This window comes from Anabaena azotica FACHB-119 (assembly GCF_014697625.1).
Taxonomy (GTDB): Bacteria; Cyanobacteriota; Cyanobacteriia; order Cyanobacteriales; family Nostocaceae; genus Trichormus; species Trichormus azoticus_A.
Window position 1 is genome coordinate 57,645 of record NZ_JACJSG010000007.1, and the last position, 20,445, is coordinate 78,089.

Annotated in this window: 15 protein-coding genes; 9 read left to right on the plus strand and 6 right to left on the minus strand. The window is 39.3% G+C overall.

Annotated features, from left to right (window positions below; genetic code table 11):
• Positions 1-340: 340 nt before the first annotated feature.
• Together H6G83_RS06525 and H6G83_RS06530 are read left to right on the plus strand one after the other, a co-directional pair.
• Complete coding sequence (locus H6G83_RS06525) at positions 341-811, plus strand: beta-lactamase hydrolase domain-containing protein (protein WP_190468753.1); 471 nt, start codon at positions 341-343, stop codon at positions 809-811.
• 138 nt (positions 812-949) lie between these two features.
• The gene (locus H6G83_RS06530) at positions 950-1,432 is read left to right on the plus strand and encodes a gluconokinase (protein WP_190468757.1); all 483 of its coding nucleotides are present in this window, start codon (positions 950-952) and stop codon (positions 1,430-1,432) included.
• A gap of 298 nt (positions 1,433-1,730) precedes the next feature.
• Here H6G83_RS06530 and H6G83_RS06535 read toward each other — a convergent pair whose 3' ends face one another.
• A complete protein-coding gene (locus H6G83_RS06535) occupies positions 1,731-3,359 on the minus strand; it encodes a DUF655 domain-containing protein (RefSeq protein ID WP_190468760.1) in 1,629 nt (542 codons plus the stop codon).
• Positions 3,360-3,503: 144 nt separating this feature from the next.
• Between H6G83_RS06535 and H6G83_RS06540 the strand changes: the two genes are divergently transcribed.
• The 3 genes from H6G83_RS06540 to H6G83_RS06550 all read left to right on the plus strand — a co-directional run bounded on the left by H6G83_RS06540 (position 3,504) and on the right by H6G83_RS06550 (position 6,050).
• Entirely contained in the window at positions 3,504-4,670 is a 1,167-nt protein-coding gene (locus H6G83_RS06540) for a cysteine desulfurase family protein (RefSeq protein ID WP_190468764.1), read from the plus strand.
• A 101-nt stretch (positions 4,671-4,771) separates the two neighbouring features.
• Positions 4,772-5,014: a helix-turn-helix domain-containing protein gene (locus tag H6G83_RS06545; RefSeq protein ID WP_190468766.1), complete on the plus strand. Its 243-nt coding sequence runs from the start codon at positions 4,772-4,774 to the stop codon at positions 5,012-5,014.
• Positions 5,001-6,050 carry a type II restriction endonuclease gene (locus H6G83_RS06550; RefSeq protein WP_190468769.1) on the plus strand — a complete coding sequence of 350 codons (1,050 nt, stop codon included), beginning with the start codon at positions 5,001-5,003 and terminating at the stop codon, positions 6,048-6,050. The genes H6G83_RS06545 and H6G83_RS06550 overlap by 14 nt, the downstream gene beginning before the upstream one ends.
• Here H6G83_RS06550 and yhdJ read toward each other — a convergent pair.
• Positions 6,042-6,935: an adenine-specific DNA-methyltransferase gene (gene yhdJ / locus H6G83_RS06555; RefSeq protein WP_313935305.1), complete on the minus strand. Its 894-nt coding sequence runs from the start codon at positions 6,933-6,935 to the stop codon at positions 6,042-6,044. The two genes, H6G83_RS06550 and yhdJ, sit on opposite strands and share 9 nt — an antisense overlap.
• Before the next feature lie 474 nt (positions 6,936-7,409).
• Complete coding sequence (locus H6G83_RS06560; protein WP_190468772.1) at positions 7,410-9,434, minus strand: serine/threonine-protein kinase; 2,025 nt, start codon at positions 9,432-9,434, stop codon at positions 7,410-7,412.
• Positions 9,435-9,816: 382 nt separating this feature from the next.
• On the opposite strand from H6G83_RS06560, the gene H6G83_RS06565 reads away from it, so the two are divergent.
• The 4 genes from H6G83_RS06565 to H6G83_RS06580 all read left to right on the plus strand — a co-directional run bounded on the left by H6G83_RS06565 (position 9,817) and on the right by H6G83_RS06580 (position 12,679).
• On the plus strand, positions 9,817-11,115 hold the full coding sequence (locus H6G83_RS06565) for a PPC domain-containing protein (protein WP_190468777.1): 1,299 nt from the start codon (positions 9,817-9,819) through the stop codon (positions 11,113-11,115).
• 232 nt (positions 11,116-11,347) lie between these two features.
• A complete protein-coding gene (locus H6G83_RS06570) occupies positions 11,348-11,608 on the plus strand; it encodes a DUF7219 family protein (RefSeq protein WP_190468780.1) in 261 nt (86 codons plus the stop codon).
• A gap of 11 nt (positions 11,609-11,619) precedes the next feature.
• Positions 11,620-11,823 (plus strand): hypothetical protein, encoded by a 204-nt coding sequence (locus H6G83_RS06575; protein WP_190468783.1) that lies wholly within the window; start codon positions 11,620-11,622, stop codon positions 11,821-11,823.
• Positions 11,824-11,941: 118 nt separating this feature from the next.
• Positions 11,942-12,679: a DUF1995 family protein gene (locus H6G83_RS06580; protein ID WP_190468785.1), complete on the plus strand. Its 738-nt coding sequence runs from the start codon at positions 11,942-11,944 to the stop codon at positions 12,677-12,679.
• 260 nt (positions 12,680-12,939) lie between these two features.
• Here the strand turns inward: H6G83_RS06580 and H6G83_RS06585 are convergent, their stop codons facing one another.
• The 3 genes from H6G83_RS06585 to H6G83_RS06595 all read right to left on the minus strand — a co-directional run bounded on the left by H6G83_RS06585 (position 12,940) and on the right by H6G83_RS06595 (position 20,424).
• Positions 12,940-13,632, minus strand: coding sequence for a hypothetical protein (locus H6G83_RS06585; RefSeq protein WP_190468789.1), 693 nt, complete (start codon positions 13,630-13,632; stop codon positions 12,940-12,942).
• 1,088 nt (positions 13,633-14,720) lie between these two features.
• On the minus strand, positions 14,721-16,496 hold the full coding sequence (locus tag H6G83_RS06590) for a C2 family cysteine protease (RefSeq protein ID WP_190468792.1): 1,776 nt from the start codon (positions 16,494-16,496) through the stop codon (positions 14,721-14,723).
• 790 nt (positions 16,497-17,286) lie between these two features.
• Positions 17,287-20,424, minus strand: a complete 3,138-nt coding sequence (locus H6G83_RS06595) for a zinc-dependent metalloprotease (protein ID WP_242044458.1) — start codon at positions 20,422-20,424, stop codon at positions 17,287-17,289.
• Positions 20,425-20,445 lie beyond the last annotated feature (21 nt).

Below are 20,445 nucleotides of genomic sequence, written 5' to 3' on the forward strand. Positions count from 1 at the left end.
AAACCCCTGTACCCCTATCCCCCTAAACCCCTAAACCCCTACACCCAGTCTCCACAGACAATCTTGGTGCGTAAGTCCTAATTAATCTCCCACAACAAGATAATGTATAAATGTCACTAAACCTATCGGTAAAGTGTATATTATATTTTAATCACCTATAAGTCTATCGAAAAACCGTATATTATAAATAAAGTGTAAAAACCAGGAACAATAAAAAGCAGTTTCAGAAGAATATCTGTGATATTTGCTGGTGAATGGTGCTTTTGCTGAAATAGCTACATAAAGCTTATTCAGAAATCATTTTGCTGCTTGAGAGATTAAATTATAGCCAGGAGTGAATGTGAATAACGCCATACGTATCAACGAACAATTAACGACAACAGGACAAATTATCCCCACCCAGTTAGAACAAGCAATTGAAGAAGGGTTTAAGTCGGTATTGAATTTGCGATCGCCTGATGAGTTAGGATTTCGTAAAGATGAGCAACAAGTAGCAGAAGCCTTGGGACTACATTATGTCAACGTTCCCCTGAAACTAGAAGGTTTTAACGAAGAACTGATCACTAAAATTTTGACAACATTAGAAACTCTACCTAAACCCGCCATTGTGCATTGTGCTGCTGGGATGCGTTCTACAGGAATTGCACTTTTGAGCATTGCTATCAAAGAGGGACTAACACCAGAACAAACCCTAGCCAAAGCGCGGAGTCTTGGTTTTAGCTTCTTAGAACATACTGGTATCAGTCCCCGCATCAAACAACAATTTGTAGATTATGTCAATAAACACGCCAAGATTGCTGTATCAGTGTGAGGATATGTAACAGGGAACAGGTAAGAGGACTTTTCAAGTTCGTAGTAAAGGCTTTAGCCTTTTATTGAGGACTAAAGTCCTCTCTTCGAGACGCTACGCGAAGACTACAAACCTTGAATAACTTACCCTGTTCTACTTATGGTCATTATTATCATGGGTGTATCCGGTTCTGGTAAAACCACCATCGGACAAATGTTAGCTGAATCTTTACACTGGGAATTTCAAGATGCTGACAGTTTCCACCCAATAGATAATATTGAGAAAATGCGACATGGTATTCCCCTGAATGATGTGGATAGAATACCTTGGTTACAAAGTTTGCAAATAGCTATTAGCAATTGGCTACAAGAAAATAGAAATGTGGTTTTAGCTTGTTCTGCACTTAAAGCCAGCTATCGGCAATATTTAGTATTAAATAGCGATGTTAAACTAGTCTATTTACATGGGTCATTTGAACTGATTAAAAACCGACTCCAAAAGCGGCAAAATCATTTTATGGGTGTAGAACTGCTGACAAGTCAATTTGAATCACTTGAGGAGCCAGATAATGTTATCCGTGTAGATATTTCCCAGTCTCCTCAAGTTATTATACAGGATATTAAAAAGGTTTTAGAGGTTTAGGATGTATAGCAGTCGTCTGATAGGTTAGGACATCATACAATTTTAAAACCTTTATTTTCAAAGGCTTTTAGCCCTGTAACCTGTCACCTATCTGACTTTTCACGGGATCTGGAAGACCTCTCTCCAAACCTCTCTCCTACAAGGAGAGAGGCTTTGATTTCTCCCCCTTCCCTACTAGGGAAGGGGGCTGGGGGGTTAGGTCTGTCGTTAGCTTTTCCACATGACGTGAAAAGTCAGGTCACCTATCACCTGTCACCTGCTATATTTAATTTACCAATAATGGCAAATTTAACCCTTCTTAAAATTGAATGTATCCTTGCCATTTTTCTATCATTTTTTGACTAACTCCAGGTATTTTATCCAAGTCTTGTGTTGATGTGAATTTTCGCTGTTGACGAGCGATAATGATTTTTTGTGCTAGTTTTTTACCAACACCGGGTAAAGTTTCCAATTCTGTCGAACTGGCTGTATTTATATTGACTACTTTAGGTGTGGCGAGTTCTGCGGAAGTCGGACTTTTAATTTGCTTACATTGTTTTTGTTCTTTTTTAATTTTAGCTTGGACTTTTGTTGGTACACCAACTTGAGCGTTAGCATACATCCTAGTAAACTCACGCTCATAATGAGCAGCAATTACAGGATTATTAATTACTATCAGAGTCTCATCATTGCCGAAATTTGCTGTATCAGACCAGTTGTGTGAACCTGTAATTACTGTTTCATTATCAATGAGTCCAAACTTGTGGTGTAGGATATCACCTTGAGGTAAATTAGCTACACCAACTGTAGTAACTGGATTAGACCAAGGTCGATTGTTAATTTCATATTGACATTTATTACTCAACGCAACTCCCATCATATCTAACCCTTCGCTGTAATAACGATAAGCGAATTGTCTATCAATCAACGCCCTAATTGAGATATTTTGTTGATGAAGTTGTTCTAGACTATTAGCAAGACGTTGTTCGGAGAAAACAAATAACGCCATATCAATAGATTTTTTGGCTGAATTTAAAGTTTTCTCAATTAAGCCATTACTACTTTGACTCCAAGGTGAGGTAGGTGATGTTGGCGAAAAATGCACAGTAATTTTATTATCACCTAAAATAATTGTTTTAGGAGAACGCACGGGTTTTTGGATACCAAATTTACTATCTGGTTTACCTCCAGGCCCATCACCCCACATCAGATTAAATTCTTCTGTGAATAAAGTTGCTAATTCTGGGCTATCGATGTGTAGGAGATTGTTAGCATTTCCTAAACTATTGGGATTGGTGAAATCACCAAAAACATCACTTAAGGTAAAATTAGCTGAGGTGACAATTACTATACGATTGTCTACAATCACAAACTTATGGTGCATTAATGCACTACCTGCTGAACCATCAGCTTGATCATCTATCCAAGGGATTTTGGCATTTCGTAAAATCATCAGTGCATCTTGCTGATTGATTTCTTCTGGACTGAGTTTGTTGTCTTGGTTCAGGTCGATAAATTTAAAGTATTCTTGATATCTTGCCTTTTCTCTGGAAGCGAATTTCTTAACTTCATCTGATGTGAAGCTACTCACAGGACGACTATAGGTATTTTCTAAGATTACTCTAACTTTGATCCCCGCTTTTTGTTTATCTCTGAGGGCTTGGGCAATTCTGGGTAAACGTAATTCTTGGACTGCTACATCGACAGTAGATTTAGCTTGAGAAATAGCATCAATAATCTGCTGTTCTAGATTATCTCCCAGTCGAGTTTGCTGACGATAAGGTTCTTGATATTTTGAGGATTCGGACTGATTAAAGTAAACTTTCACAAATACGTCTTGCGGTAATGGTGCAGGACGATTATTGTGAGATTGGACTTTTTGACAAGCGGCGATCGCAATTATCAAAAAAAAGCACCAAAAATTCCTCAACCTGGAAAAAATCTGCACGGTAATCTGTTAAAAGTGAAATGGGAGTGAACAGATATATAATTCCCAAATTGGTCATTGGTCAATAGTCAACAGTCAATAGTCAATAGTCAATAGTCAACAGTCAAAGCTGCTCCCTTATCTTCCCCAGTCCCAAGCCCGCATATGCAAATATACTTAGATTACAGTGCTACTACCCCCACTCGACAAGAAGCGATCGCAGCTATGCAAGCAGTCCTCACTCAACAGTGGGGAAACCCTTCTAGTTTGCATGAATGGGGACAAAGGGCGGCTACTGTAGTAGAACAAGCTAGGGTACAGGTGGCTGGGTTAATTAATGCTGATCCAGAATCGCTGATTTTTACCTCTGGTGGTACAGAAGCCGACAATTTGGCAATTATGGGTGTGGTGCAAATGCAGACTGTACCACAACATATAATTATTTCCAGTGTGGAACATTCCGCAGTTACCGAACCCGCAAATTTACTAGAGAAGTGGGGTTGGGAAGTAACCCGCTTGGCTGTAGATCATCAAGGTAGAGTCAACCCCCAAGATTTAAAAGCAGCGTTACGCCATAACACTGTTTTAGTTTCCATTATCTACGGACAAAGTGAGATTGGCACTATCCAACCCATTGCCGAGTTAGGTAAAATAGCTCACCAGCATGGCGCATTATTCCATACCGATGCAGTGCAAGCGGCGGGAAGATTATCTATAGATGTGCAGCAACTAAGCGTAGATTTACTCAGCCTTTCCAGCCATAAGTTATACGGGCCGCAAGGTATCGGAGCGCTATATATACGTCCTGGTGTGGAATTGAAGCCTTTGTTGGGCGGTGGGGGACAAGAAAGGGGACTGCGTTCTGGTACGCAAGCAGTACCAATTATCGCTGGTTTTGGTGTCGCCGCCGAACTCGCAACGGAGGAACTAGCAACAGAAACACCTCGTTTAATTAAATTACGCGATCGCCTGTTTACGCAATTAGCAGATGTCCCCGGTTTAATTCCCACAGGCGACAGAGAAAACCGCCTACCCCACCATGTCAGTTTCTACCTCGCACAAGCCGACGGCGAAAAACTCAGTGGGAAAACCTTGGTACGTCAATTAAATCTCGCAGGTATTGGTATCAGTGCCGGCGCTGCTTGCCATAGTGGTAAACTTAGCCCCAGTCCCATATTATTAGCGATGGGTTATTCTGCAAAAGCCGCTATGGGAGGAATCAGGTTAACGTTAGGGCGTGACACCACAGAAGCCGATATTGATTGGACAGCGATGGTAGTAAAGCAAGTTTTGCAGAGGCTGATACCAGGAGAATTATTAGTTAGTTATTAGTCAAGGATATTCTGCAACACAGGTTTTATATGTGACTCATAGTCCGTAGACATATAGTCTACATCATCTCATTATATCCACAGGCATCTGGTGGGTAGAATATGCAGGAAGCTAAAACACTCTCTTTGTTTGGCGCACATATTAAAAGAATTAGGGTGACAAAAGGTTATAGCCAAGAACAACTTGCTGCTTTTGCTGGGTTGGATCGAACTTATATAAGTGGTATAGAAAGAGGGCAACGAAATATTAGCTTGATGAATTTGGTTAAATTGGCTAAAGCTTTAGAAGTTCCCGCCAAGCAACTTTTAGATTTTGATATGGACGAGGACGATGGACAGCAATGAAATCAATTTTTTAGAAGCAATTGCTGATAGCTATGGAATAGATAAAAATTCTGTAATCTTTAAGTACATTGAACGCAAAACAAGAGCTTCTGAAAGAGGAAGTAAGGCTAGACGTTCTTTAGGTAATTTATATGCTCTTTATGTCTTAGCTCAAGATTATATCAATGAAAATTTTGAGGGTTCAAGTTTCACAGAACTAATGCAACGAATGAAAGCCATGCCATTTGGTGCAAAATTACAAAATCACCCTCTGGATAATCGGCTGAATGATGAAGTCAAACGGCAATACAAAGTCAGTGACAATATGCTTCCCGTACAACCTGCGAATCTTGGAGACGGGAGAAAAGCTAGAAAAATATCCGTTGATTTATTAAGCGAACATAACATGAATCCTAGCTCTTGCGCTAGTTTCATTGTGGATGCTATAGATAGTTATATCACTATTATTGATAGTAATCAAACTGCCTATTTAAACCAGATTGAGGCTGCTAATACTGATTTAGAAATTGCTGAATTAATTGCAGAGGCATTTGCATACAATTCAGACGCTAGACTATTTGAAATTATTTCCTTTGGATTGCTTTATTTACACTTTGCAAAGACAACAGTTTCTTTTTCTATAGACGGTAAAAACTTTTCACAACAGTTAACCCTGTATCGTACAGGGCGAACAAACGCAAATGATGGGGGAATCGATTTTGTCTTAAAACCATTGGGTAATTTCTTTCAAGTAACTGAAACATTAGACTTTAAAAAATACTTTCTAGATTTTGAGAAAATAAATCGTTTCCCCATGAGCTTTGTCATCAAAACTAATTTAACACAAAAAGAAGTAAGGGATAAAATCAAAAAAGATGCAGTTCAGCTATATAGCGTTGAACAGGTCGAGGTATATATGAATTTGTTTGAGGAAATCTACACCTTAAATGAATTGAGGAATATTCTTGACCAGATTAAAGAATCTCATGATTCAATTTCTCAATTGAAGGAAATTGTTGTTCAATGCTTCAAGCTGGAATATGGGTTATTAGATTAATGAAATCTGTGGTTGTGTGTCTGCTATGAGTCTTGCTTTTTTAGAGAGGTTTTTTGTTTTTCTTCTCTTCTCCTTCGCTAATTCTTCACAGGTGTATGGTGAGGGCAAATCTAGCCGTCGGATACCGATTTTTACATATTCTTCATTTAGCTCAATTCCCATAGACTTTCTTCCTAAACGCTTGGCAACTGCACATGTGGAAAAACTACCAGAAAATGGATCTAATACCATGTCTCCAACATTTGAAGATGCTAAAATGATACGTTCTAAAAGAGCTTCTGGCTTTTGGGTAGGGTGATTTTCATACTCATCCATTTTGAAGCGTACACGCGCAAAATTCCAAACATTACCCGGTACTTTTTTTGTGTTGTATGGCTGAGGAGGTTCTTTGCGATAATCAATTAACTGGCGTATTGCACCAGTTTTCGCCTCAACCATAATATCTTCAGCATTAAATGTATAATTTCTCTCATGTTTTGTTAACATGAGTATCGGCTCATACATCGAGCCAAAGTATTTTTTTGCCTGCATTCCTGAGCTATCGTAAGCCCAGACTATTCTACTTTTAATATAGAAATTCTGACGACATTTAATATCAATGTAAGGCATATTCTCTGTGCTATTCATCAAGTAGAATGTACCATTAGGCTTAAGAATACGGTGGCATTCGTCAATCCATTTGTATGTCCAGTTAAGAAACTCTTCTTCTGACCAATTTTCTACTAAACCATCGAAATCTTTGCCTATATTGTAAGGTGGATCAGCAAATATTAAGTCTATGGATTCTGATTCAAGGCATTTTAAATTTTCCAAAGCATTGCCATGAATAATAGTGTGAAAATCATCCTTATATATTTTGGTATCTACTTTCACTGTTGCAACCACAATCAAAGCCTTTAGGTGTTAATATATGCAATGTGACTCAAAGCCTACAACATTAACATGAATATTTCAAGGTTTGCTTTGAGGCTGTATATTCATATCTTGCACCTTCTCAATAAGCTTGTGGTGGGCATTGCCCACCCTACGAAATCATAAGGGTTTCGGGCATTAGTTTTCGCAATAAAGTAATGGTGCAAGATATGAGCGCCCAACGGGCGCGATGAACGCTCCCGCAAATTATAGAAGAAACACTTTTTTCGGCGTTGCTGAATTAGAATATGAAATCGCAAAATGACCGTCCTTTTTCTTTGTAACTTTGCGCCTTTGCGTGAGACAAATTCATATCTTGATTCAGCAACGCCCTTTTTTCCTCCCCTACACCCCTATACCCTTACACCCCTACCCCCTTGTGTTTCTTAGGAGTATAACTATGCCAGTATCAGGAATTTTTCTGTATCAATACCCATAGGTTAAATTTCACCAACTCATCGGCCAGATTTTGATGATATTCTCAGCACTACCGCCACTGGCGAGATTTTGTCCATCTGGACTAATGGCGACAGAATAAATGTATCCAGAATCGCGTTTTAATGTCCGCATTATCTCTCCTGTTGTGGGATTCCATAGTTTAATTGTGTTGTCATTACTCCCACTGGCAAGAACTGCGTTATTTTTTAGGTAGGCGACGGAGTTAACTTTGTCGGAATGTCCTTTGAGGGTGCGAATTGTCTCTCCAGTTGCCAAATTCCACAATCTAATTGTTTTGTCTTTACTACCACTAGCAAGCGTCTTCCCATCTGGACTGAAGGCTACTGACATAACTATGTCGGTATGTCCTTGCAAAGTCCGAATTTCTCGGTTGGTTGTCAAATTCCACAATTTGATGGTACTATCCCAACTACCACTAGCAAGAGTTTTACCATCTGGACTGAAGGCTATGTTAGCAATGGCGTTGGTGTGTCCTTGCAATGTGCGGATTTCCTTTCCTGTTTCTAGGTTCCACAATTTAATTGTCTTATCTAAGCTACCACTAGCAAGAGTTTTACCATCTGGACTAAAGGCGATAGTGGCGACTCCTTGAGAATGTCCTTTGAGGGTGCGAATTTCTTCTCCAGTTGCTAAATTCCACAATTTGATGGTTTTATCTGCACCTGCGCTGGCGAGAGTTTTGCCATCTGGGGCGATCGCTACAGCCCAAACCCACCCATAATGTCCATTGAGAGTATGTATTTTCTGTCTCGTTTTTAAATTCCATACTTTAATTGTCTTATCATCGCTACCAGTAGCTAAAAATTGTCCGTCAGGCGAAAACGTAACGGAGTTGACATCGCTGGAATGACCTTTGAGGGTGTAGGGTTGGGTAGAATCTGCTGATTGAGGAACAAGCTGTGGGATTGTTTGTAAATACCAAATTCCCCCTAATCCCAACAACGCAATCACTGTATTGATTAACAGTTGTTGTTTAAACTTACCATTGAGGAATTTTGTCGGCTGTTTTTGGGTTGTAGGTGCTGTGAGGAAGGTTGATGTGGGATCAGGCGTTGGGGCGATGGCGGATTTTTGGATTGCAGTTTTGGATGGTGAAAGTAGCGATCGCAAGTCTATCAAATCATGGATCACTTCATCCGCCGATTGATAACGCTTTTGAGAATCCGTTTCTAACAGCTTGTTCAAAATCTTCACCAAACGTTCATTAGCTTTCTTATTTCCACCTGAAGTCTGCCAATGTTGCGGCCAAGAGTCAATCCAACCGTAACCCTGTTTTATCCACAGTTTGGAAGGACTAATTCCCGTCAACAGATGAAAGCAAGTTGCACCCAAACTAAATAAATCACTGGCTGGGTAAGCTTTGCCAAGCTGCATCTGTTCAATTGGGGTGTAACCAAGTGAACCAATAGTTGTTCCCAGTTGGGTTTGCATTGTCGCTGTTAGCTGCTTGGCTGCACCAAAATCAATTAGTACTAATTTGCGATCGCTGTAACGGCGGATAATATTTTGTGGTTTAATATCTCGATGAATGACTCCACGCTCATGAATATATTTCAATACAGGGAGTAAATCCCAGAGAAATTCTACAATTTTATCTTCATTGTAAACTACCCCTTGGCGTAATTCTTCTTGAAGATTGTCACCATTGATCAACTGCTGCACTAAGAACAGATAATTATTTTGCTCAAAATAAGCTAACAGTGCTGGAATTTGGTCATGTTCACCTAAATGTTGCAAACGTTGAGCCTCTTTTTTGAATAACTCAACTGCTTTTTTCATGGCAGAACTTTCTTGAACTTTCGGCGCAAATTGTTTAACAACACATAATTCATTCAATTTATCTATATCTTCTGATAGATATGTCCTACTAAATCCACCTTCATCCGAGAGCATCTTGATAATACGATAATGCCCCCGCAATAATGGTATTAATAGGGTATTGCAACTTTGGCAATACATTCTGCCATCAGGATTTTGAGGCATTAAGCAATCAGGATTCAAACAGCAAAGCATACTGGGAATCCATGTATAGTTGGACTATATATTAATTTAACAGTAATAGTTTTGCTATCAACTTGCGGCATTATTCTTAATCTAAAGACTTGTGTATGGGTAACTAAAAGATTTAGAATCAAAGGCTAAATGATTTTTGAGTTAAAATCAATATCCTATCTGATTAATAATAACTGATATATATGCTTCATAAGGCATAGTAAAATCAATGGTTCGAAAAAAATACTATCTTTTGTATATAAAATTTATATTGGGGGGTTAATGTCGAGCAACAAATTAGTTCAAACAAATTATCTACTTTTCTCTAGCACTAAAATTAGGTGAACCCATCTATCTATAGATAGAAAAATGGTTAAAAACTGGCAGAGTCAGGAGTGAAATTATGGTAGGACAGAAGAAAAAAAGTTATTGGTTCAAATTAAATTATGCTCTGATTGTTTCGATTAGCGGTGGTTTGTTAGTGGCTAACTACGCGCCGATCAAAGCTTTAGATATCGCTCTTAACCCTGGAAAACTGATAATAGCTAAAACACCAGACGAGAGACAACCAGAAGCAGTACAGCAAGCGATCGAGCAAATACCTACTTCTTCACCGCCAGCAACTCCACAAACACAACCCAAACAATCTATTGATTCACCTATTCCTGTTCGTGAATCATCCAACTCAACATCTAACCCCAACCCTCAACCCAGAGAAACTAACTCTACCCCAAGACAATCTCCACCCACAAATTCCAACCCCAACCCTCAACCCAGAGAAACTAACTCTACCCCAAGACAATCTCCACCCGCCAATTCCAACCCCAACCCTCAACCCAGAGAAACTAACTCTACCCCAAGACAATCTCCACCCACAAATTCCAACTCAACTCGTCGGTCTAGAGAAACTAACTCTGCTTCACCACAACGAGGTCGTCAATCAATACCCAACTCAGGTAGAGGTCGCAATTCAACTTCTAAAACTCCGCTTGTTTCCCTGTCAAATCCTTCTTTCAGAGATATTAACTTTGTAGATATAGCTTTTGGCGTACTATCTAAAGGTGACTTTCAATCCCAGGGAAGATATTTTCATTTCTATAAATTTGAGGGAAGAGAAAACCAACTGCTGCAAATCAGGTTAGGCGGTAGCGCTGACTCACGCCGCTCAGGGAACCTGAGTCTAAATCCATTTATGTTTCTCCTCGATCCTGATAATAAGGTGATTTTAAAAAGAGGCGCTGTAGGGACGAATGGAGATATTAGAGATGCGTTTGTCTTTGTCAGATTACCCGTTAAAGGAACTTACACAATAGCAGTAACCAGCCGCAACCCTGGAGATACAGGGCGCTATAGTCTGGCTCTAAGAAATGACAGAGCTAGCTATATACTAGATGAATCTGCCGAACTAAATGCTCAAAGCTCAGTCATTAAACAAAATCGTAGCCCTTACAATGTGTCTCAATTTCAAGGTAAAAAGAATCAACTTGTAAGTATTCGTGTAGATAGCATCAACGAAGAATTTTCTCCTTATATAGTCTTGCTTAATTCCCAAGGAAAGACGATCGCTGCGGATAATGACAAAGATGGGATGTATAGTGCATTAATCGACCGAGCTAGGTTGCCTGAAGATGATACCTACTATATAGTAGTTACCGCAAATAATTCCACAAACCGTGGCACATACCGATTGACTCTCTTCTAGGCAAAATTAAGGGTGTAGGGGTGTAGAGGTATAGGGGTGTAGGTATTCACAACTCTTATTCCTCTTTACATAAAGGAAGATAAGAGTCTTTTTGTGTAAGTCCTGACAATGAAAAACTATTTCAGGGAAATACCTAATTTGATTTGATGTTAATTAATGATCGAAAGCTGACAAGACTATTTTTCTCAATTTAAAAAGTTTAATGACAAATTTTTCAATAAAGGGTCAATTGATGGTACAGGATAATCAAAACGAAAAAGATAACTTTCTTTATCCTCGCAATCGCTACTACGGTGAGGTAAAGGTAGAAAATCTGATATTTAATGCTAATCTGCAAGAATTCTCTCACAAAGTCGGCTACATCACAGCTTTGGAAACATCAGGCAAGCTTTCCTCAGATGAGGCTTATAAGCAGATTAAGACACTTTGGAAACAATTAAAGCGCAGTAAAAAAGAACTGTTGATTGGTAAAGAACCCCCAATAGTCCCGTAAGCGAGTGGGGAGTGGGGGGAGATGAGGGAGATGGGGGAGATGAGGGAGATGAGGGAGATGGGGGAGATGAGGGAGATGAGGGAGATGAGGGAGATGAGGGAGATGAGGGAGATGAGGGAGATGAGGGAGATGAGGGAGATGAGGGAGATGAGGGAGATGAGGGAGATGAGGGAGATGAGGGAGATGAGGGAGATGAGGGAGATGAGGGAGAATAATAACTGTCACCTATCACCTGTCACCTGTCACCTGTCACCTGATAACTGATAACTGATAACTGATAACTGACCAACGACTAAGATTAATAGGAGTGAATGCTTGAGAGATAAATAAACTATGCCTGAACTTCCCAACAGCTTAGAAGATGCGATCGCCCAATCTCGTGAAGCCACCAAAGCTGCTTTAGATGACGGTTATACCCGCATCCAAGTAGAATTGTTGTTTCCCGAACTCAAGTTTATGCCTGTGGCGGAACAATTTCTACCTTTGTTGACAGAATATGGATCTGGCTTGAAGGTTTTCTTTGCTGATGCTGGTGCTGCTGCTTTAGCGCGTCGTGATTGGGCAGACGCAACTTTTCAAATTTTGGATATTGGTACGGGAAGGGTGGCTTCTATTCAATCGAAAATTCAACCGGAAGATGAGATTTTCCTTTTTATCTCTCCCACGGCTGTAGAAGTACCCCAATTAGAAAAAATTTGTGAGACAATAGGCGATCGCCCGGCCATTTTCTTAAACCCTCGCCTAGAAGATGCTGGTGCTGTAGGTATCGGCTACACAGCCAGACAAACCCGTCAACGTTTTCTCAGTACAATACAGTCTAGCTATTACCTACGTCCTGTTGATGATGAAACGGCTGTATTTCGTTCCTACCCAGGACAGTGGGAAATTTGGGTAGAAAATGAAGGCGGTTGGGCGAAAATTGCCGAATTACCGAAAAAGCCATCGGGTGATGACATAGATTTAATCCTGATGAAAGGACAGCTGCAAACACCAGGAACAGATGCTGCACCTGTGAAAAAGCCCAGTGTATTCAAGAGTTTGCAGCGTTTTATTAAGGCATTAAGCAATTAACTCAAGTTTTTTAATTTGGTAATTGGTAATTGGTAATAAGTAATGGTAGAAAACAATTACCTATTAGCTATTACCCATTACCGACCAAAACAACCATATTATAAGTAATTGCCGAACTTGATATTATCCCCTGCTATGACTTAAAATTATAAAACCCCTATGACTCCTTAGAGGCATAGAGGTTTTATAAGGTTAATATTCAACTATGCTACAACTTGCTTTATTTGCTGACAAGCAATAACCGCTTAATAAAACCTTTATTAAGCTTTTATTTTTACCTTGCTCTTCTTAGCCAAGTTGTTTGTGAAGAACGCACCTATTCCTAGAGCAACAAGTGCGCCTGTGGTTGCAGGTTCTGGTATATCTGGGCCTACTCCAACATTTACAGCAGACAGAGTAAAGGAGAAACTACCATTAACACCAGTCCCACTGATTTGATTTGCTGTTAAAACTCCTTCGCTGATGAGTTCGCGATTATTGTTGAATATTGATCCGCGTAATTCAGGGAATGTGTATCCGACAAGATTCTCATCAGCAGAAGTTGTAAAGTTTCTACTAGCAGAGGTAGGATTATCAACCACGAAGGTTGAACCATCATTAAAACTAATGAATGGATTGGAAAATGTAGCTGAATAGGATGTTAATGTTGTCCCTGAAACCTCAACTCCGGTTCCTGGGCTGTCTAGATTGATGGTAGATATTGAGTTAGCAGTCAAACCAGACAACTCACCACTGGACGATACAGTTGTAAAAGGCCCATTGAATGAAATAGAGTCATTCTCAGGTGATTCATCAGTAAGGTTACTGATATTAGCCTCACCAGTAATATTGATTGAACCAAGTGTTGCAGCCTGAGCAGAGGAGATGCTAGAGGAAATAGCTAAAGCAGAGCCTAAAGCTAATGTGCTGCTTGCTAATGCTACTCCGCGACCCAAGTTCTTGAAATTTATCATTTTGTTCACCATGTAGGTAGTTTCCGACTCTCTAATTTCAAGATGATTCCAAATTGGGTAAGTACAAACCCTGTTAATTAACTATAGGCATCAGTAACATAATTTTTATATGTCCACGGAATAATATTCTTAACTAAGTATAAGAAAACGAAGTTAAGTTAATGCCTATAGATTTATAGATGTACTTTACTTAACCAGTATCATTACACATTAATCTTATGTTGTTATTGAGTTTTCCATAAAGAAACTACTAAGTTTAAATGAATTAATTAAGTATTCTTTAAACTGAAAAATATTTAAGACATTGTTTTATATATCTTTAGATAGATGTTATTAAAATTTATTTAATTAGCTGAATTATATCATAGACAATCAATGTAAATAGCATAATTTTTATATGCGCTTAAATATTATTTAGAGTTACCTTGATTACCGTAAAATGCTTGCTATACAATGATTTTGCTGTTCAAATTTATATGAAAATACAGAAAAAACTGCTCCAATACATTTGTAGAATTTGAGTTTAATTAAACGTTGTATACAATTTAAAAAAATATGTTTCTATAACCTTTGATAGATGATTTAAGGATTGAGAAAAAGTATTATATGTAAAATAAAAAACAAAATTAAATATATATAGTCAAATTATTTGCTAATTTATTTATAAGATTATTTAAATTGCTTTTCTTGAAATGAGGCAGTAACTATAGTCTCAGGCAGACTTTTACAAGTAAGGTCACTGCTTCGTAATCATTCATGTTTAGCATTTTTACAAGCTCGTTTACCCGTAGGCGTTATATGTAATATTTTTAACTGGTTGCTAGATATTAACAAACTCTTCTCTTCATCAAAGCCAAAATCCTGACAAAAGTATATTTTTTTACTAAAACTCGTTCCTAGTCTGAAGATCAGGAACGAGTTTGAATGTGCAAAGGTTTGAGAAGTTGTGTACAGTTGCGTTAATTCATATCTTGCATCTTCTCAATAAGCTGGTGGTGGGTATTGCCCACCCTACGAAATAATCAGCTTTTGGGGCTGTTATTTTGTCAATAAGAAAGTGGTGCAAGATTTGCGTCAAGGTACTTCTACTAGGAGATGCTAACCCCTACATTGAAAGAATTGATAAACTCTTGATAAGATAGGTCAATAAACCCATCATTAGCGCCACTTTTAGCTTTGCCGTCTACTCCCCAAGGGTTGCGGACTATGACACGTTGCTGGCCATTACTACTTGTATAAGCATTTGTCACTGAATAGGCATGGGAACCTACAATATACGAAGTGTCTTTGCCTGTTCTCGAAGTAACTATAGCCTTACCAGCTTTTAAAGAAGTTTCCAGGGTCGAGAAACTGATCTTCTTGATACTATAGTTAGTAGTCTGCCGTCCTGTCACAAAGCTAAGAGCAGAAGCAACAGTTCCTCCATTACCAATTAAGTCATAACCTGGACTACCATCTCTCCATTCGCGCCATTGAGCATAAGCTTTTTCTACTAACGCTACCCAAATAACGCCATTATTTGTTTGAGCAGATATACTCGTGGGGATACGACGATCTACTGTTACATATTGTGCTTCACCAGGGGCATAATATGTACCTGAGTAAAAGCGCACGGTATAAGTATCGTCGCCATTATCTATAATCATGCTATCAATCACAGAACTAGAAGCATTACCTGCATCATCAGACTGACGGCTAAAGGTAGAACCCAGAGCAGCTAAGAATGTACAATTATTTAGCCTTCCTTGGTCAATATCACTAATTCGCGCTTTGTTGCTACTACCAAATAGATTACCCTTGGCTTCAGTGTAAGTAATCTGTTTGCCATTGTACTCAGATGTTGGTGCTACAGTTCCTAAGAACCAGCGACCGACTAAATTAGACTCGAAATTATTCGCACTCATACCTACAGAAGCCCCATTAGCAACCTGTGTCGAGAGCCATTTAACATGATCTTCTATCTTAAAAGGGGTGCTACTAGTTACTAATGCTCTCATGTCTTGTACTTCATTAGCATCAATCGCCGAATTATCTTGAGCATCTCGGAAAATATCCAACATATCCTGACGGCTTAATTTACCATCAGATGCTAAACTACGTGCCAGTTTGATAATTTTTTGGTCGCTTAAATTTTGACTAAACCAATCTGGAGATGTATCTGCCTTTGTTACTGTAAATGTGCGGCTGACTGTATTGCTACTAGCGCCGCTCTCGTCGTAAGCTTTCCCTTCCAGAGTATATTTACCAGCCTCTAGATTCAAGCTTTTGAGGGATAAGCTGTAACTGAAACTGGCATGATTTTTATTGCTACTATCCGCAGTAAATACATTAGCATCAGCGACATCAATATAGTTTCCGTCGGGTTTTTTAATGCGAAAATCGACTTTCAGAAGGTCATCAGTACCATTGTTATCTGATATTGAGGCACTATTGATAGCAAGGGTGTCTGTTGCTTTTAGGGTGTCTTTATTGAGTTGAAAATCTAGTGAAGAGGGTGAAAAATTTTGAAAAAATTTCAGATTGTATTGACTGTCTCCACTTTTTGAATAGACTCTGATAAAGTAATTTCCAGCGTTTAGAGTTTCCACGATTGATTCACTAGCATTGCCGCTTTTAGTAGAACTAGCAATCACATCACCATTATCAAAGGAACTATTACCGTTGTTATCTTTAATTAGTTGTAAGTCTGCATTAGCGCTTAACCCATCAACGACGATATTCAGACTACTACGAGAACTGAGACTAAAACGATAAAAATCTTCACTATCTGAAGCACCTATCCAATCAGAAAAAGTCTGAATTTTAGAATCGAAAGTTAAATTCTTACTTTTACTGAATGTATTACCTGCATTATCAACAGCCATAAATCTCCTTACTGAATCTCAGCCAAATCTTTTGACAAATGACACACTTTAAGTTTGTGAACCCAGTTCAAACATAAAGGCATTGTGAAATCTGTTTAATGTTGCCTTTAAGCTTGTTAATCATCTAGGGTAGAAATACGCAACAATAGGGAATTTGAGTATAACTACCTATTCGGAAGATAAGTATACAGCTAAATCAGCATATTATGCTCAAATCAGCAAATATTACTGAAGGAATGGCAAGGATAGAGGACAGGGAAGAAGAGGCAGGGAATAGCCTTGAGAGCTTTGTATTATCGAGGTTTTATGATTAAGTTATGTTCTCATCTCTCTGGCAATGTCTATATAATTTCACGGAATTTATAATACATATATATATAGATATAGGCGCACATTTGTGCATTCCTATAAATCATGGATATGTTGTAAATACAGGACTTACGCATCAAAGTTTGCTGTTAAGACTGAGTGTCAGGGTGTAAAGGTTTTGAACACATCCATACTCTTGATTTTTTGTTTTCATAGGTAAGTACTAAAATAGTCCAAATTCAAAACAATCAACCTAAAAATAGGGCGGGCAAGATGCCCACCCCACAAGAGTTTTATCTAAATACTAATTCAAAAAATCTTGGCAACACATCGATGATCTGTAAGGGCGCACAGCTGTGCGCCCCTACTTTTTTCAAATTGGGATAATATGAATTCTCTCAAAGAGTCGTTTTGGATTATTCGGAGGATGCACAGTAATTAAGCGCAATTCCTCCTCACACCGAATCTTGATTCTATTTGACTAATTCCCTTGCAATGGGGCGTTTAAGGCTTTATCAATCCGATCGCTAGCTTCCAGTAAGTGGGCTTTGGTATAGTCATCGTTGGTATTGACTGACTTGAGTTTTTCATTCAATTGTTTCAGTTTATACCAAGCTAATGAACGGGCATCTTCGGGAACGTATTCCTTTCTTAATACCATAGCAATCAACAAATCTAAATATTCCCTTTGCAAGCCGCGCCGCAGGCTGGTAATTTTTACCCCCCCGGCTTTTGGTTTGAGGACTTCTGTCCAAATGCCATTTTGTAAGGTATCAAAAAGCTCAGGCAGGGTTAGTGATTTCTCTGGAGGAGATTTGAGTTCAATGTCCTTGATGCGAGTGAGGCGATCGCCTGATAACAATTCTCGCAAAACTGATCCCTGCAATAATAATATTAAGTCATGCACGGGATAATCTAAACGCCCAACAAGGGGACGACTACCCCAATGATACCAACGAGAAGGTGCTAATTTATTCAGCAGTTCGGGAGAAAAATTCAGGGCATCCTCAGCAAAGATATACTTTTGTAAAGTGCTGAGTGCTTGCCTTTGTTGTTCTACAGGTACGGGTTCAAAAGGTAAGCGATGGCGACTGGCAGATGGGTTTTCCTTGGCGCGTAGGCGATAGAAAGATTGCCCACCGATGTATTTTGTAGTGTAGAAGATATTTTGGAAGTAGTTATTCAGAACAGAGCTAAAGCGATCGCTTAAATCACTATAACTTTCTCCGGGCATGGGGAAACGTTTATTCAGATTTGCCCACATTAACCGCGAATTATCCAACTGCCACTGGGAGTAAACTAAGACGTTACTACTATGATCCCAAGCATCGGCGGTAGGGTCGAGGTCATACATATCTTCATCGGGGGAGTAACTTAACTCTGGGTTGTCAGATTTGCTAGCAATATCTTGTAAAATAGGCTTTTCTGCTATGGGTGTCTTGGCGTTGGTTTGGGTATAACCATATTCAATTGCCCATTCATCATAAACCCCGACCATACTGGGAAAGTAATCTGCCTGCTTTGCACCTTTGGGGGCAATATTTGGGGGAACATAATCCATCACCGAACTTGTCAAACCTTTGGTACGGATGATTTGTTCATTGTTCATTTCTTCTGGTGATAGCAGATTACTACCCCGGAAGTTGTGACGCAAACCCAGGGTATGTCCCACTTCATGGGCTATGATCAGACGCAAATATTGATTGATATATTGTTGTATTTCTTCTTGAGTAGGTGGGGTGTTTTGCAGCAGTGACATGGACATCGCCCCAAAAGTAAATTGATTGGCGGCTTCCATGCCGTAGCATAAATCATAATCACCTGCTAACTTAGATAGGCGTTGTAAAAAGCTTTTGGGGTTGTTAGGTTCTTGCTGATTGTTGTTTTTCGGTGCGAAACTATTACTACACAGTCCGCGATTTCGCACTAGTTCTGATATGGAACTACGGGAGTGAGTTTGAGTTGGTTGGACGAGAGTGCCATATTTACTCTTGAGTAAGCGGACAAGGCTAGCATCAACTAAGATGTCTGCATCTAAAATTTCCCCAGTTAAAGGATTAACGCGAGATGGCCCCATCGCAAAATAACCATCAACGGTGTTGATCCAGCGAATTGTATTGTAACGGATATCGGCAGGGTCCCATGTGGCATTGTCTGGCATTTGCTTGACTTCGATCGCATCCTTAAATCCAGCTTTGAGGAAGGCTTTGTTCCACATCAGTACCCCTTCTTTGATGGATTCGCGGTACTGTAGGGGTACGGCGTTATCAATCCAAAAGACTATAGGTTTTTTGGGGCGGGATATGGGTGAGTCTGGGTCTTTCTTTTCTAAATGCCAACGATTAATGTAGCGCATGAAGGGATCGTTGCGATCGTCTTTGGATAAATCTTGGTAGGCGGTGATAAAGTAACCCACCCGTTCATCTGCTAAACGCGGTAGATAATTATTTTCTGGTAGTTGGGAGAGACTGTAGTGAACCCGCAAAGTAAAGCCGCGACTGTCTGGTACAGTGGCGAAATACGGCATTTCATCGCCTTTAGTATTGCCAGCACCACCAGTAAAGTTTAATATTGACTCAATTTCTAAGTTTTCGGGGAAGGCTTTGGCATTCCCAAAGCGGGACTGGTCTGTGTTAGTGGTCATCCCGGTAAATAAGGATAACCCAGCTAGGTCAGATAGGAGGATGTCACCCAAGTCAATTAGCAGGGTTTTTCTTTGCGGATGAATGCTTTTGATGTTCACCGAGTAGAGAACGGAATCACTAAACGACCGGGCGAGCGATCGCGCTTGTGGATCACCTTCTCTTGTGCGAAAATTCACGTTACGCACCACAAAAGATAGTTTTTTATCTACTCTTTGAAAGTAGAATAAAAAGTCTTGTAAAGGTAAACCACTATAAATCCCTTGTTCACCGATCCCAGATTCTAATGTGGCGGTAGCTAAGTAATTCTTATTCAGTTGTTCTGGTTTAATCTCTAGATATATTTTATTTTTTTCTTTATTACGATATAAAGTAAATAAACCAGGCAATTTTTCTGTATCTTTCACTACCTCATCAAAAGATTCTAACTCATCTTTTTTTTCTGGCTTAGATTGTGTTTCAGGTTTCTTTTCTGGTTTATCTGTAGATTTGCCAACCTTTAAATATGGTTGTTGCGCCGCCTTCTTTATGTCATCAACTACCCAAATGAAGGGTTGATCTTTCACCTGTTGATTTTGGTTAATCACCCACACTTGTGCCGGCTTTTGTCGCCAAGGTTTAGCTACTTGCTTGATAGTAGTTTGGTTTGAGGTGTAGGGGTGTTGAATTTTTCTGGATTTTTGAGAAGCTGTTACATCTATACTTTGGTCAGCCTGAGAACTTTTGTTCTGACTTTTCACGTTATGTGGAAAAGCTAACGTTAGACCTAACCCCCCAACCCCCTTCCCTTGTAGGGAAGGGGGAGAAATTAAAGCCTCTCTCCTTGTAGGAGAGAGGTTTGGAGAGAGGTCTTCCATATCTTGTGAAAAGTCAGAACTTTTATTAACTGTATTTCCAGACGATAACTTGGCGTTAGCTGTGGCGATGCCGAAAAACAATCCATGTAACAAAATTATATAAAAGGTAAGTTTTTTCATTTAGGCTATTCCTGATAGTTA